The 15,116-nt window shown below is 58.6% G+C and carries 16 protein-coding genes; 7 read left to right on the top strand and 9 right to left on the bottom strand.

Features of this window, described 5'->3' with window-relative positions:
- The first annotated feature begins 20 nt into the window (after positions 1–20).
- Positions 21–977: a sensor domain-containing diguanylate cyclase gene (locus tag N7922_RS05240; protein WP_263099564.1), complete on the top strand. Its 957-nt coding sequence runs from the start codon at positions 21–23 to the stop codon at positions 975–977.
- Positions 978–1,011: 34 nt separating this feature from the next.
- Here the strand turns inward: N7922_RS05240 and hycI are convergent, their stop codons facing one another.
- The 9 genes from hycI to hycA form a co-directional block, all read right to left on the bottom strand.
- Positions 1,012–1,467, bottom strand: a complete 456-nt coding sequence (gene hycI, locus N7922_RS05235) for a hydrogenase maturation peptidase HycI (RefSeq protein ID WP_263099563.1) — start codon at positions 1,465–1,467, stop codon at positions 1,012–1,014.
- Positions 1,460–1,870: a formate hydrogenlyase maturation HycH family protein gene (locus N7922_RS05230; RefSeq protein WP_263099562.1), complete on the bottom strand. Its 411-nt coding sequence runs from the start codon at positions 1,868–1,870 to the stop codon at positions 1,460–1,462. The genes hycI and N7922_RS05230 overlap by 8 nt, the downstream gene beginning before the upstream one ends.
- A complete protein-coding gene (locus N7922_RS05225) occupies positions 1,870–2,634 on the bottom strand; it encodes an NADH-quinone oxidoreductase subunit B family protein (RefSeq protein WP_263099561.1) in 765 nt (254 codons plus the stop codon). Before N7922_RS05225 ends, N7922_RS05230 begins: the two co-directional genes overlap by 1 nt.
- A complete protein-coding gene (locus N7922_RS05220; RefSeq protein ID WP_263099560.1) occupies positions 2,634–3,176 on the bottom strand; it encodes a formate hydrogenlyase complex iron-sulfur subunit in 543 nt (180 codons plus the stop codon). Before N7922_RS05220 ends, N7922_RS05225 begins: the two co-directional genes overlap by 1 nt.
- A gap of 348 nt (positions 3,177–3,524) precedes the next feature.
- Entirely contained in the window at positions 3,525–5,234 is a 1,710-nt protein-coding gene (gene hycE, locus N7922_RS05215; protein ID WP_263099559.1) for a formate hydrogenlyase subunit HycE, read from the bottom strand.
- Between the two features lie 12 nt (positions 5,235–5,246).
- A complete protein-coding gene (locus N7922_RS05210; RefSeq protein ID WP_263100839.1) occupies positions 5,247–6,173 on the bottom strand; it encodes a respiratory chain complex I subunit 1 family protein in 927 nt (308 codons plus the stop codon).
- A 2-nt stretch (positions 6,174–6,175) separates the two neighbouring features.
- Entirely contained in the window at positions 6,176–7,990 is a 1,815-nt protein-coding gene (hycC, locus tag N7922_RS05205) for a formate hydrogenlyase subunit 3 (protein ID WP_263099558.1), read from the bottom strand.
- Complete coding sequence (locus N7922_RS05200; protein ID WP_263099557.1) at positions 7,987–8,595, bottom strand: 4Fe-4S dicluster domain-containing protein; 609 nt, start codon at positions 8,593–8,595, stop codon at positions 7,987–7,989. The genes hycC and N7922_RS05200 overlap by 4 nt, the downstream gene beginning before the upstream one ends.
- Before the next feature lie 98 nt (positions 8,596–8,693).
- The gene (gene hycA, locus N7922_RS05195) at positions 8,694–9,161 is read right to left on the bottom strand and encodes a formate hydrogenlyase regulator HycA (protein ID WP_263099556.1); all 468 of its coding nucleotides are present in this window, start codon (positions 9,159–9,161) and stop codon (positions 8,694–8,696) included.
- Between the two features lie 199 nt (positions 9,162–9,360).
- Here hycA and hypA point away from each other — a divergent pair, with 199 nt between their 5' ends.
- The 6 genes from hypA to flhA are packed head-to-tail and all read left to right on the top strand — an operon-like array spanning position 9,361 to position 15,101.
- Positions 9,361–9,708: a hydrogenase maturation nickel metallochaperone HypA gene (gene hypA, locus N7922_RS05190; protein ID WP_061493420.1), complete on the top strand. Its 348-nt coding sequence runs from the start codon at positions 9,361–9,363 to the stop codon at positions 9,706–9,708.
- 3 nt (positions 9,709–9,711) lie between these two features.
- On the top strand, positions 9,712–10,584 hold the full coding sequence (gene hypB / locus N7922_RS05185) for a hydrogenase nickel incorporation protein HypB (protein WP_263099555.1): 873 nt from the start codon (positions 9,712–9,714) through the stop codon (positions 10,582–10,584).
- Positions 10,575–10,847: a HypC/HybG/HupF family hydrogenase formation chaperone gene (locus N7922_RS05180; protein WP_263099554.1), complete on the top strand. Its 273-nt coding sequence runs from the start codon at positions 10,575–10,577 to the stop codon at positions 10,845–10,847. The genes hypB and N7922_RS05180 overlap by 10 nt, the downstream gene beginning before the upstream one ends.
- Positions 10,847–11,968, top strand: a complete 1,122-nt coding sequence (hypD, locus tag N7922_RS05175; RefSeq protein ID WP_263099553.1) for a hydrogenase formation protein HypD — start codon at positions 10,847–10,849, stop codon at positions 11,966–11,968. The genes N7922_RS05180 and hypD overlap by 1 nt, the downstream gene beginning before the upstream one ends.
- Complete coding sequence (gene hypE / locus N7922_RS05170) at positions 11,965–12,975, top strand: hydrogenase expression/formation protein HypE (RefSeq protein WP_263099552.1); 1,011 nt, start codon at positions 11,965–11,967, stop codon at positions 12,973–12,975. Before hypD ends, hypE begins: the two co-directional genes overlap by 4 nt.
- A 53-nt stretch (positions 12,976–13,028) precedes the next feature.
- A complete protein-coding gene (gene flhA / locus N7922_RS05165; RefSeq protein ID WP_263099551.1) occupies positions 13,029–15,101 on the top strand; it encodes a formate hydrogenlyase transcriptional activator FlhA in 2,073 nt (690 codons plus the stop codon).
- Positions 15,102–15,116 lie beyond the last annotated feature (15 nt).

The following is a 15,116-nucleotide window of genomic DNA, read 5'->3' as shown; positions in this document are numbered from 1 at the left end:
CCTTCAGCGAGGGGCTAACTATGATATTCCCGGCCATGCCAGTAAATGAAAATGAGCGGCTTAATTCGCTGTACATGATGGATTTATTGGATAAAAAGGATGATGAGCGTTTTGACCGACTCACCAGAATGGCGAAAAACACCTTCGATGTGCCGATAGCGATAATCAGCCTGCTTGATCGTGAACGCCAATGGCTGCTGTCCCACACTGGCATTGATGCCGACGAAACACCGCGCAATGTATCGTTTTGCGCACACGCCATTCTTGAACAGGGCGCGCTTATCGTCAAAGACACGCTCGCTGATCCGCGTTTTGCCAAAAACCCGCATGTCACCGGTGACCCGTGGGTGCGTTTTTATGCCGGTTGCCCGGTGCGACTGCCGGACGGGGCCATTGCTGGTACCATTTGTATTGTTGACACCTATCCCCGTCCGTTTTCCTCGTCTGAAATTGATACGCTGCTCGATTTTGCCGCCCTCGTTGAAGATGAGTTTTTAATCCTCAGTATGGCGATGACCGATAATCTCACCGGCATGCAAAATAGTCGGGGTTTTTACCGCAGCGGCGAGAAACGGTTTGCCGGGTTAAAAGAGCACAACAGAGAGTGTGCCCTGCTCTATTTCAGCATCGATAATCTGAAACCCATTAATGAGCTGTTGGGGAATAAAGAGGGCGACGCCGTGGTGAAAAACTTCGCCACTAACCTGAATAAATGCCTCAAAGATCATGATCTTGCCGCGCGACTCGGCGGCGGTGAATTCGCGGTGCTACTGGGGGATACCACGACCAATAGCGCGGATGCGTTTTTGCTCGATCTGCAATCCCGAATGGATGCCCAGGACGAGATGTCCGGCAAGAATTATCACATCAACTATTCCTACGGTATGGTTGAAAATGAGGATAATAAATACGCGTCGCTCCGCGAGATGCTGGACGACTGCGACAAAGTGATGCACACAGAAAAACGCCGTCGCTAATCTGCAACGCTGCGCCGGGTTCACCGGCGCACATTTAAAGCAGCTCGAAACCGCCCTTGCCTTCCCAGCCCGCCAGCCGCTTGTAAATGGTTTCAACCGCCGCCATCACTGGCGGCGTCATCGGGTAATAAAAACCGACGATATCCGGCTGAATACCCAGAAAAATCACCTCATCAACGTCCTCTTTCAACTGATCGATAAGGTAGTTCAACGGCATATTGTGGGTGGTCATCAGGAACATTTCGGCGATGTCGTCCGGGTCCACCACGCGGATTTCACCAGGGTTCAGCCCCATATCGGTGGCATCCACAATCAGCAACCGCGACGGGCGCAATTCACGGATGGCCACCACATCGTTTTCCGGCGCGCTGCCGCCGTCAATCACCTTCCAGTTTCCCGGCGGGTTTACCGCACACATCTCCGCGAGCAGTGGGCCTGCGCCATCGTCGCCCATCATGCTATTTCCCACGCACAACAACACGTCAGTCACGTAGTCTCCTTACCATCAAATAGATGGCGCTCTCCAGATAAATATCATGCAGCATAGACAGCAGCGCCTTGCTCCATGCCTGTTGCTGTGCATTTTGCCGCGCCTGCGCCTGATCAAACGCCTTCGCCAGCAGCATAACGTGGCTGCTCTCAATCACGATTTCACCGTAACGCGGCACGCCTTCCATTTTGCGCCGCGCTTCGCTCCCCGCCTCCAGCGTGGCGATCCACGCCAGGTACGCTTCCCACGGGCAGGTCAGCGCCGTCTCCAGGCAATCGATCACCCCAAGATGGTGGCCGATAGCCAGACTGTAGTAGACCACCTGTTGCGCCTGCTGTGGGGTGTTGTCGTTCTCATCAACAAACTTACGCCGCAACTGGCTAAAGACCACCGATTCGCCCATCAGATTTTCGCCTCCAGCACCACCTGATTGAGATGGCTGACAATCTCGGTAAGGCGCGGATCGTTCTCCTGCGCCAGCCAGCGCACCACTTCATGCTCGCCGACGCTGCGCAACCGCAGGTAATCGTCCGCAATCTGGCGACCATAGCGGTAACCGGCCAGGCGGCGCGCCGTGCGATCTACTTTCACGCGCAGCGGCTGCACCATCGTCGGGTGGAGGATTTCCGCCGGTTGGTCGTCCTGCTCGCCGGGCGTGCGGGCGTGAATTTTCTGCTCCAGCAGCCCCAGCGCCATGGCAAAGCCATACAGCGTGGCGGCAGGCGTCGGCGGACAACCGGGAATATACACATCCACCGGGACGATTTGATCGGTTCCGCCCCATACGCAGTACAGGTCGTGGAAGATACCACCGCTGTTGCCGCACGCGCCGTAGGAAATACAGATTTTGGGATCCGGCGCAGATTGCCAGGCGCGCAGCGCAGGCGAGCGCATGGCGCGGGTCACCGCCCCGGTAAACAGCAGAATGTCAGCATGGCGCGGTGACGGCACCACTTTGATGCCAAAGCGTTCCGCATCGAACAGCGGCGAAAGCGTCGCAAAAATCTCGATTTCGCAGCCGTTACAACCGCCGCAGTCAACGCGATAAACGTAGGCAGAGCGTTTGATTTTATTCAGCAGCGACGCTTTCATGCTGGCGATGGACTCGTCCACCGTCATCGGCACCGGGATCCCCTCCGCATCGCGCGGTCCTAATAGCTGGCTCATTAGCTGGCCTCTCTCATATGGCGGGTCAAATCAATGCGATCGGAAGGCACCAGGCACTTCTGCCGTTTACAGTCCGGGCAGGTTTCAAACATGGCGCGGTGCTGCTCGGCGCGGCTGTCGCCGTTATGCGCCAGCAGCGCAATGGCGTAATCGATCTCTTTTTGCACCGCGAAAGGCCGGGCGCACTCGCGACACTGGCACAGTTCAAAACGCGACTGCTGTAAAAAATCGGCCTTGCTCCAGACCGCCAGTTCGTACTCCTGCGACAGCGCAATCGCCGCCGTCGGGCATACCTCTTCACAACGGCCGCAGAAAATGCAGCGCCCGAGGTTGAACTGCCACGCCAGCTCGCCAGTGGCAAGGTCAGTCTCTACCGTGAGCGCATTCGACGGACAGGCGTTCACGCACGCCGCACAGCCAATACACTGCTGTGGATTGTGCTGCGGTTTGCCGCGAAAGTTCTTATCCACCGGCATCGGCGACAGCGGATAAGCGGTGGTCGCGGTGCCGGTTTTGATCACTTTTTTAATAAAGGTAAACATGGTTGCTCCACTGCGGTGTATTCATTTTCCCCTCGCCCTGGGGTGGGAATCCCCTCACCCCGGCCCTCTCCCCGGAGGGGAGAGGGAGAAGACAATTGCCTCACTCCGGCCTTCTCCCCGGAGGAGAGAGGGGGAAGATAATTCCCCTCACCCCGGCCCTCTCCCCAGAGGGGAGAGGGGGAAGACAATTCCCCTCTCCCCGGTCCTCTCCCCGGAGGAGAGAGGGAGGAAAGCAATTGCCTCACTCCAGTCCTCTCCCTATCCCGGCCCCCTTTAAACAGACGGCAGAGGGGCGATCCCCTCTCCCTTTCAGGGAGAGGATTAGGGTGAGGGTCAAAAAAACACAGCCTATTTCAACGGCGAGTTCTTACGCTCAACCCCATAACGTTCCAGCTCTTTGTACGCCACCACTTTGCTTTTCTTCTTGCGAACATCCACCACCGTCATCCGGTCAGTACAGGAGTAACAAGGATCGAGGCTACCAATAATCAGCGGCGCGTCGGACACAGTATTCCCGCGCAGCATATAGCGCAGCGTCGGCCAGTTGGCGTAGGTCGCCGCACGGCAGCGCCAGCGGTAAAGCTTCTGATTGTCGCCGGTCATACTCCAGTGAATGTCGTCGCCGCGCGGCGCTTCGGCAAAGCCCAGCGCAAACCGGTGCGGAATATAGGTAAAGCCTTCCACCATCAGCGGGCCGCCGGGCAGATTATCCAGACCGAAATCAATCATATTCAGCGCGCTGAGCACTTCGTTAATCCGCACTTTCAGGCGCGAAATCACATCACAGCCCTGCTCGCTGTGCACGGTCATCGGCAGCAGACCATAACCAACAAACGGGTGATCGGCGCGGGTATCGCGGGCATGGCCGCTGGCGCGCACCATCGGGCCCACGTTACTGAAATCGCGGGCGATCTGCGGATCGAGGCGACCAATACCCACGGTGCGCTGCTCGATATTCGGCGTGCTCATCAGCACGTCCACCAGTTCGGTCACATCGCGACGCATCTGCTGGGCTAACTGGCGCGTCTGCACCATGTCCTCTTTCAGCATGTCGCGGCGGATACCGCCAATCAGGTTGAGGCCATAGGTTTTACGCGCGCCGGTCAGGATTTCCGCCATCTTCATTGAGGCTTCGCGCACGCGGAAGAACTGCATAAACCCGGAGTCGAAGCCCACAAAGTGGCAGGCAAGCCCAAGGTTCAACAGGTGCGAGTGCAGACGCTCCACCTCCAGCAAAATGGCGCGGATCATCTGCGCGCGCTCCGGCACCACAATGCCCATCGCGTTCTCGACCGACGTGGTGTAAGCGGTGCTGTGGGCAAAGCCGCAAATCCCGCACACCCTGTCAGACAGGAAGGTGACTTCGTTGTAACCCATGCGGGTTTCCGCCAGTTTCTCCATACCACGGTGGACATAGAACAGGCGGTAATCCGCATCGACAATGTTTTCGCCGTCGACAAACAAGCGGAAATGGCCAGGTTCGTCAGAGGTGACATGCAACGGGCCAATCGGCACCACGTTGTTTTTCTTATCACCCAGTTCGTTAATAAACTGATAGGTTTCGGCATCGGTGGTCGGCGCCGGGCGCTGACGGTAATCCATGCTGTCTTTACGCAGCGGATAAAGTTCATCCGGCCAGTCATCCGGCAGCACTAGGCGGCGCTCATCCGGTAAACCGACCGGCATCAAACCGTACATATCGCGCACTTCGCGTTCGCCCCAGACCGCCGCAGGCACACGCGGTGTGACGGAAGGGTACTCCGGCTTCAGGGCATCGACTTCCACACGTACGGTGATCCAGCATTTCACGCCCTGCTCCATCGACAGCACGTAATAGACGGCGAAATGGCCGTTCAGCTTGCGTTCATCGTTGCCAAACAGCACGGAGAGCCAGCCGCCCTGCTGGTAATACAGAAACTCCACCACCTCCGGCAGGTAGTTCACTTTCACTGTGACAGTAAGCTGGTCTTTGGTCTGCCAGGCTTCATCCAGCACCACGCCGGGGAATTTCTCGTGCAGCGCGGCGAGATAGTGTTGACCGATTTTTTCTTCAGACATGCATAAACTCTCTTAATACGTCGCCAGTAAGGAGACGAACGCTAAAAAGGCGACGCCAAACCCGGCCCAGGTCACGCGTGACGTGGCAAGGAAGCGCAAACGCGCCATGCTGTTTTCAAACAGCGCAATCACCAGCACGCCCACAATCAATTTCGCCAGCGCCACCACCACCGCCAGCAACAAACCTGCGGTGCTGAAATCGCTCATCTGCCCCCAGGGCAGAAAGACGCCGACAAACATTTGCAGCACCACCAACTGTTTCAGGCTGATGCCCCACTTCAGCACGGCAAAACCGCTGCCGCTGTATTCCGACAGCGGCCCTTCCTGCAACTCCTGCTCCGCTTCCGCGAGGTCAAAAGGCAGCTTGCCCATCTCGATAAAGGTGGCGAAAGCGCAGGCACACAGTGCCAGCAACAGCGGAAGAGTGTGATGCAGCGGCCAGTGGTAAACGGTGAACGTGATATTGCTGATATGCGTTGATCCGGCCACCAGAGCCGCAACCCACAGCCCGAGCAGCAGGATCGGCTCCACCAGCACGCCAAGCATCGCTTCACGGCTGGCGCCCAGCCCGGTAAACGGGCTACCGGTGTCCAGCCCGGCGATGGCAAAAAAGAAGCGGGCAATGGCGAAGAGGTAAATCAACGTGATCAAATCCCCCAGCGCCGGCAGCGGAGACGCAATCGTCACCACCGGCAGCGCCGTGGCGATGGTCAGCATGACGCCGGTCATCACAAACGGCGTCATGCGAAACACCCAGCCGGAGGCGACCGGGGCAACGCTCTGCCGACCGAGTAATTTGAACAGGTCGCGGTACTCTTGCAGTACCCCCGGTCCGCGGCGGTTGTGCAACCGTGCGCGCGCCACACGACTGATGCCGGAAAGCAGCGGCGCAAACGCAAACAGCACCAGCGCCTGCAGTAAAGCAAACAGAAAACTCATCATCAGGCTCCTCGCGAAATCACCACCACCACCAGCACCGCCAGCTCGATCAGCGCCAGACGACGGAACAGCAGCGGTGCGGCATCGGCACGCCAGCCAGGAATGGGCAGCGTCGGCTCCAGCCATTTACGCAGCTTCAGCACCGGGGCAAACGCCGTTTTAACCGGCATAGCAAAACCGTGCGCCGTCACCACCATCGACGCTTCGTGATCGTAACCGCACACCCATGCCGTTCCCCGGCTGCGCGCTGGCAAGCGATCGCCTTTGAACACCATCATCAGCAGCAGTGGCAATAACGGCGTAGCGATCAACAGCAGCGCTATCATCGGCGGCGACACCAGTGTATTCGCGGTTTGTAGCGGTAAGGGCACCGCCGCGAACAAGCGCGGCAGCAGCCAGGGCGCAGCGACACCGCCCGCCACACAACACAATGCCAGGGCAGCGACACAGGCCGTCATCAGCCACGGAACAGGGTGCGGGTTTTCCGCTTGTGGCGTACGCGGCGCGCCAAGGAAGGTCACACCGTAGACTTTCGCCATACACATCACCGCCAGCGCGCCGGTGATCGCCAGACCGACGGCCAGCAGCGGCCCGATCAGTTGCAGGGAAAACGCGCCGCTGGCGCTTAAACGGAAGAAGGATTGATAAATCACCCACTCACCGGCAAAACCGTTGAGCGGCGGCAGTGCCGCCATTGCCATCAGCCCCACCAGCATTGCCAGCGAGATAACCGGCATGCGCTTACCGATGCCGCCCAGTTTTTCAATGTCGCGGTAGCCGGTGCCAAACCACAGCGCACCCGCGCCCAGGAACAACGTGCTTTTAAACAGGCTGTGGTTGAACAGATGGTACAAACCGCCCGTCAGCCCCAGCGCAATCAGCGCCGGTTGCCGTAACGCCAGACCGGTAACGCCTACGCCAAGGCCGAGCAGGATAATGCCGATGTTCTCCAGCGTGTGGTACGCCAGCAGGCGCTGGATGTTGTGCTCCATCAGCGCATACAACCCGCCAACAAAAGCCGTGACCATGCCAAGCACCAGCAGCAGTACGCCCCACCAGAGCGGTGGCTGGCCGCCAAGCAGCGACAGGCTGAGGATGCCGAACAGACCAATTTTCATCACCACGGTGGAAAACAGCGCAGCAGCCGGGGCTGGCGCATTGGCGTGCGCCTGCGGCACCCAGGCGTGCAGCGGAATGATCCCCGCCAGCAGGCCAAAACCTATCACGCCCAGCAGCCAGATATCGCTGCCCGGTGTTTGCGCGCTCAGTAGCAGCAAACTCAGCGTGTGATAGCGTTGCCATAACAACCAGCAGGCTATCGCCAGCAGTACCGTGCCCAGGCGTCCCATGGCGAACCACAGTTTGCCGGACTCACTGCATCCGGTGAGGAACACCGCGCTGAGCGCCATGATCTCCGCCATCACCACCAGCGCGCCGAAATTCGCCGCACTCACTGCGCACAGCGCGGCAGCCATCAGCAAATTGATCAGCAGACCGTTGGCTTTTACCGCATCGTGGCGATGCCACTGGATGTTATAGAGACTGGTGAAACCGCCGCACACACCCAGCGTAATCAGCCAGACCGCGCTTAACGGCGTGACCAGCACCTGATACTGGATAAGGGGGATCGTTCCGCTGACGGATTGCGCGCCCAGCAGCGCCATCCCACCGGCCGCCGCCGCCATCACGCACCCCACCGTACCGCCAAGCCCGGCGAGCAGACCGCTGAGCGCTTTTGCGGGTGTAAACAGATACGCCAGCGCCGCAGCGCACACCAGCACCGCGATGGCGTCGCTTAACAAAGAGAGTATCGTCATTTCGCACTCCGGTTTTGCGCCTGAAACAGCGATAAATCGCCGTAGTCAGTGTTAAGGGTAAGTTCGCGTTTACGTCGACTGGCGCGGGCGAGATCGCGGTTATTCACCAGGTGCAGCGCCTTGGTCGGACACATGCGTACGCAGGCCGGACCTTGCTCATCGAAATGGCAGAGATCGCACTTCACGGCGATAGCCCGCACGCCCGGTACCCAATCCAGCAGAGTGCTGACGCGTGCTGGCGCAGGCGGTGCTGCGGGCGCTTTTGGCGAGTTGACGTTGGCGGGAATATCCAGCGGGCGGCTACCGGAAAACTCGATAGCGCCAAACGGACAGGCAATCGCGCACAGCTTGCAGCTCACACACAGGCTTTCATTAAGCTGCACCGCGCCATCCACCCGGTTAATCGCATTGACCGGGCAAACGCCCGCACAGGGCGCATCTTCGCAGTGGTGGCACTGCTGCGGCGCAGATTCATTTTCGTTACGCATCACACGCAGTCGCGGCATCGCCTGCAACCCCTGCGCGCGGTGCGTCTCGGCGCAGGCGGCTTCGCAGGTATGGCAACCAATACACAGCGAAGCGTCGGCAATTACAAAACGGTTCACCAGCACATCCTCAGGTGATTCACCCGCGTTACGGGCGGTCATTTATGACGAAACGTGTCGCTCAAGGTGTCACTTTCGACACTTGTCGACACCCAAACTCAGGCCAGTGCAGGCGCGTGCGCGTTGCGGGCAATCGCCGTGAGCGTCACCGGCGAGTCCGTCTCCATGGCGGCGTAGAGGTTGTTGTAAACGTCGGCGATAGCGTCGAGGTAGTGGTTCAGCACTTTTTCGCGATCGCGGTTGTTGATAACACCATCAATCAGGCCATCGCTGCTGAGCTGCGCCTGAGCAATCACGCGCGGCTCACCGCCGTCTTTACCGGCAATGGCGTACTCAATGGTGTGACCGTTAAATCCCCCGACAAGGGTGACAGAGAGTGTGAAGTGTTCGAACAGCACAAAGCAGAGTTGCTGTTCCGGCGCACAGCCGATGGCATGGTGCAATCGCGCTTTTGACAGGGTAATCCCCTGAACCAGCGTATTGCAGTAATGGCGCCACTCTTCCTGCAAGCGGTGATGCCGCCCGGCAATGAAGTCCGCCTTTTCGCTAATTTCCCAAATCGTCATGTCAGCTTACCCGGTTAATTGAAACAACGGCGGTAAAGCATCATCCATGCCAAATTTTAACTTTATGATTTTTAATGAAATTAAAACAAAACCTTCGCCATTTCGACGTGTCATTTCGTCATGTTCGACATCGTCACCGTGACTTTAACCACGCTGGCACTCTTATTGCATTAACGCGGCAAAGTCCTAAGGAGGCGTTATGCACGAAATCACACTGTGTCAGCGAGCGCTGGAAGTGATTGAACAACAGGCGCGGGCAAACGGCGCGCGTCGGGTGACCGGCGTGTGGTTAAAAGTCGGCGCATTTTCCTGCGTCGAAACCGAGGCTTTAACGTTTTGTTTTGATCTGGTGTGCCGTGGCAGCCTGGCGGAAGGTTGTACACTGCATATCGAAGAACAACAGGCGGAGTGCTGGTGTGAGTCATGCCAGCAGTATGTGACGTTGCTAACCCAGCGCGTGCGCCGCTGTCCACAATGCCACAGCGACCAACTGCACATCGTCGCCGACGACGGAATGCACATTCAGCGACTGGAAATTGAGGAGTAAACAATGTGTACAACATGTGGTTGTCAGGACGGTAACCTTTATATAGAGGGTGACGAACATAACCCGCATTCCGCATTTCGCGGTGCGCCGTTCGCCCCGGCCGATCGTCCGGCGCTGAAAATTACCGGCGTCAAAACCCGCGAATTTAACCCAACCGAGCTGGATAACGGTGACCTGCACTACGGTCATGGCGAAGCCGGCACCCATGCGCCAGGCATGAGCCAGAAACGCATGCTGGAAGTGGAAATCGATGTACTGGATAAAAACAACCGCATCGCCGCCCGCAACCGCGCCCGTTTCGCAGCGCAACAGCAACTGGTGCTGAACCTTGTCTCCAGCCCCGGATCCGGCAAAACCACCCTGCTGACGGAAACCCTCGAACGCCTGAAAACCCGCGTTCCGTGCGCGGTGATCGAAGGGGATCAGCAAACGGTGAACGACGCCGCGCGCATCCGCGCGACCGGCACCCCCGCCATTCAGGTGAACACCGGAAAAGGCTGCCATCTTGATGCGCAAATGATTGCCGACGCCGCGCCGCGCCTGCCGCTCGCCCACCAGGGCATTCTGTTTATCGAAAACGTCGGTAACCTGGTGTGCCCGGCCAGCTTCGATCTGGGTGAGCGCCATAAAGTGGCAGTACTGTCGGTCACCGAAGGGGAAGACAAGCCGCTGAAATACCCGCATATGTTTGCCGCCGCATCGTTGATGCTGCTGAACAAAGTCGACCTGTTGCCGTACCTCAATTTTGATGTCGACAAATGCATCGCTTACGCCCGCGAAGTCAATCCGGATATTGAAATCATCCTTATTTCCGCCACGCACGGCGAAGGCATGGATCGCTGGATCGACTGGCTGGAGACGCAACGATGTGCATAGGCGTGCCGGGGCAAATTACAGCCATTAACGGCCTGCAAGCCAAAGTAGACGTCTGCGGCATTCAGCGCGATGTGGATCTTACGCTTGTGGGCAGCGAGGATGAAAACGGGCAGCCGCGACTCGGGCAGTGGGTGCTGGTGCATGTGGGTTTCGCCATGAGCATGATTAACGAAGAAGAAGCCCGGGATACGCTGGCGGCGCTGCAAAATATGTTCGAGGTTGAACCGGATGTCGGCGCCCTGCTGTTTGGTGAGGAGAAGTAATGCGATTTGTCGATGAATACCGCGCCCCGGAGCAGGTGATGCAGCTTATCGCCCATCTGCGCGAACGGGCGGCGCATCTCTCTTATACGGCGGCGCGCCCGCTGTGCATTATGGAAGTGTGCGGCGGCCATACCCACGCGATTTTCAAGTTTGGCCTCGACCAGTTACTGCCGGAGAATATCGAATTTATTCACGGTCCAGGCTGCCCGGTTTGCGTCCTGCCAATGGGGCGCATTGATACCTGCGTTGAGATAGCCAGCCACCCGGAAGTGATCTTCTGCACTTTTGGCGACGCTATCCGCGTGCCGGGGAAAAACGGCTCGCTGTTGCAGGCGAAAGCCCGTGGCGCAGATGTGCGCATTGTCTACTCGCCGATGGATGCGCTGGCGCTGGCGCAGAACAATCCGCAGCGCAAAGTGGTGTTCTTCGGGCTGGGGTTCGAAACCACCATGCCTGCCACCGCCATTACGCTCCAGCAAGCGAAAGCCCGCAATGTGGACAATTTTTACTTCTTCTGCCAGCACATCACCCTGATCCCCACGCTACGCAGCCTGCTGGAGCAGCCGGATAACGGCATCGACGCGTTCCTTGCCCCCGGTCATGTCAGCATGGTGATCGGCACCGACGCCTATACGTTTATTGCCGATGATTTCCAACGCCCGTTAGTGGTGGCAGGGTTTGAACCGCTTGATCTGCTGCAAGGCGTGATCATGCTGGTTGAACAGAAAATCGCCGCCGCCAGCCGGGTGGAAAACCAGTACCGCCGGGTAGTGCCGGATGCCGGGAATCACCTGGCTCAGGCCGCCATCGCCGATGTGTTTGCCGTCAATGGCGACAGCGAATGGCGCGGTCTGGGGATCATTGGCGAGTCGGGCGTGCACCTGACGGCGGAGTATCAACGTTTCGATGCCGAAGCGCATTTTCGTCCGGCGGTACAACAGGTGTACGACGATCCGCGCGCCCGCTGCGGCGATGTGCTGACCGGCCGATGCAAACCGCACCAGTGCCCGTTGTTTGGCAACACCTGCAACCCACAAAGCGCCTTTGGCGCGCTGATGGTCTCTTCGGAGGGCGCGTGCGCCGCCTGGTATCAATACCGTGCTCAGGAGTGTGAAGCATGAAGGAAGTTCAACTGGCCCACGGTAGCGGTGGTCAGGCGATGCAGCAGTTAATCAGCCAGCTGTTTCTGGAAGCCTTCGCCAACCCGTGGCTGGCGGAGCAGGAAGATCAGGCGCGGCTGGATCTGGCAGCGCTGGCAGCCGGCGGCGACAGACTGGCCTTCTCCACCGACAGCTATGTGATTGACCCGCTGTTTTTCCCCGGTGGCAATATTGGCAAACTGGCGGTCTGCGGCACGGCCAATGATATTGCCGTCAGCGGCGCGACCCCGCGCTACCTCTCCTGCGGTTTTATTCTCGAAGAAGGCCTGCCGATGGAGACGCTGAGAAGCGTGGTTGACAGCATGGCGGCCACCGCCCGCAATGCAGACATCGCGATTGTCACCGGCGACACCAAAGTGGTGCAGCGCGGCGCGGCAGACAAAGTGTTTATCAACACGGCGGGCATTGGCGCTATTCCCACCACGATCCGCTGGGCAGCGCAGTCACTGCAACCGGGCGATGTGTTACTGGCCAGCGGTACGCTGGGGGATCACGGTGCCACCATTCTCAACCTGCGTGAAGGGCTGGGGCTGGATGGCGAATTGATCAGCGACTGTGCGGTGCTGACCCCCTTGATTGCCACCCTGCGCGATATTCCCGGCGTTAAAGCCCTGCGCGATGCCACACGCGGCGGCGTGAACGCGGTCGCGCATGAGTTTGCCGCCTCGTGCGGTTATGGCATTGAACTGAATGAACGGGATTTACCGGTAAAACCGGCGGTGCGCGGCGTGTGCGAACTGCTGGGGCTGGATGCACTCAACTTTGCCAACGAAGGCAAACTGGTGATTGCCGTACAGCGCGAGGCCGCAGAGCAGGCGCTGGCGGCATTGCGCGCCCATCCGTTAGGGCGCGACGCGGCAATGATTGGTGAAGTGGTCGAACGCAAAGGTGTGCGACTGACGGGACTTTACGGCGTAAAACGCCTGCTGGATTTACCCCATGCCGAGCCGCTACCGCGGATCTGCTAATTTATTATTTTGATATTTTTTTACACCTGCGGGTGTGTTCCTGGATTAGCAAAATGTCGTATACACCGATGAGCGATCTCGGGCAACAAGGGTTGTTCGATATCACGCGGATTTTATTACAGCAGCCGGACCTGGCTGCGCTTAGCGAAGCACTGACCCGTCTGACACGACAGGCGGCGCTGGCGGACAGCGCCGCCATTGTGCTGTGGCATGCCGACAGTCACCGCGCCAGCCGCTACGTGGTGAATGCCGACGACGACAGCGCCGACTATGATGACCGGGCGTTGCTGGCGGGTGGCCCGGTGCGCCATATTCTCTCGCATCCGCAGGCGCTGCGCTGCACGGCGGAGATGTTTGCCGACACCTGGCCACAGCTCACGCAAAGCGGCACCTATCCCCCTTTTACCCACTACGCCCTGCTGCCCTTAGCCGCAGAAGGGAAAATTTTCGGCGGCTGTGAGTTTTTTCGCCGCGACGAGCGGGCGTGGAGCGAGAAAGAAGCAGAGCGCCTGCATACGCTGACGCAGATTGTCGCTGTGGTGGTGGAGCAGTTGCAGAGCCGCGACAATCCCACCCCGGATTACGAATTGCTGTGCCAGGAGCGCGACGATTTCCGCATTCTGGTGGCGATCACCAACGCGGTGCTCTCCCGGCTGCACATGGATGAGCTGGTCAGCGAAGTCGCGAAAGAGATCCACTACTACTTCGGTATCGATGCCATCAGCCTGGTGCTGCGCGGTAGCCGCAAGGGCAAACTGACCATCTACTCCACCCACTATCTGGATGAAGCAGACCCCACGCACGAAACGCAGGAAGCCGACGAAGAAGGCACGCTGACCGAACGTGTGTTTCGCAGCAAAGAGATGCTGCTGCTGAACCTGCATGAACGTGACAAACTCGCCCCCTACGAGCGGATGCTGTTTGAAACCTGGGGCAATCAAATCCAGACGCTGTGCCTGCTGCCGCTGATGTCCGGCAAGAATTTGCTGGGCGTATTAAAACTGGCGCAGTGCCAGAAAGAGGTCTTTACCCAGGCCAACCTGAAGCTGCTGCGCCAGATTGCCGAACGTATCGCTATTGCTGTCGACAACGCGCTGGCCTACCAGGAGATCCACCGGCTGAAAGAACGGCTGGTGGATGAAAACCTGGCGCTAACCGAACAGCTTAATAATGTCGACAGCGAGTTTGGCGAAATCATCGGGCGCAGCGAGGCGATGTTCAGCGTGCTCAAGCAGGTTGAGATGGTGGCGAAGAGCAACAGCACCGTGCTGATCCTCGGCGAAACCGGCACCGGCAAGGAGCTGATCGCCCGCGCGATTCATAATCTCAGCGATCGTAACAGTCGCCGGATGGTGAAAATGAACTGCGCGGCGATGCCCGCCGGGCTGCTGGAAAGCGACCTGTTTGGCCATGAGCGCGGGGCGTTCACCGGCGCCAGCGCCCAGCGCATCGGTCGCTTTGAACTGGCAGACAAAAGCTCGCTGTTCCTTGACGAAGTGGGCGATATGCCGCTGGAGTTGCAACCCAAGCTGCTGCGCGTGTTGCAGGAGCAGGAGTTTGAGCGGCTCGGCAGCAATAAACTGATCCGTACCGACGTGCGGCTGATCGCCGCCACCAACCGCGATCTGAAAAAAATGGTTGCCGATCGTGAGTTCCGTAGCGATCTCTATTACCGTTTGAATGTGTTTCCGATTCATCTGCCGCCGCTGCGCGAACGCCCGGAAGATATTCCCCTGCTGGTGAAGGCGTTCACCTTTAAGATCGCCCGCAAAATGGGGCGCAATATTGACAGCATTCCGGCGGAGACGTTGCGGGTACTGAGCGATATGGAGTGGCCGGGTAACGTCCGTGAGCTGGAAAACGTGATTGAGCGTGCGGTTCTGCTCACGCGCGGCAACGTGTTGCAACTGTCGCTGCCGGAAATCAGCGTACCGCAGGAGGTGTCCCAGCCTGCGGAAGTCGCACGCGACGGAGAAGATGAGCATCAATTAATTGTCCGGGTGCTGCGCGAAACCAATGGCGTGGTCGCCGGGCCAAAAGGCGCGGCACAGCGGCTGGGGCTAAAACGCACCACGCTGCTTTCCCGTATGAAAAAGCTGGGCATTGATAAAGATGCCTTAAGCTGAGATAACTGGGCTTTC

Origin of the sequence: Kosakonia sp. ML.JS2a (assembly GCF_025642095.1) — a bacterium.
GTDB lineage: Bacteria > Pseudomonadota > Gammaproteobacteria > Enterobacterales > Enterobacteriaceae.
This window is presented reverse-complemented; position numbering and strand designations above follow the sequence as displayed.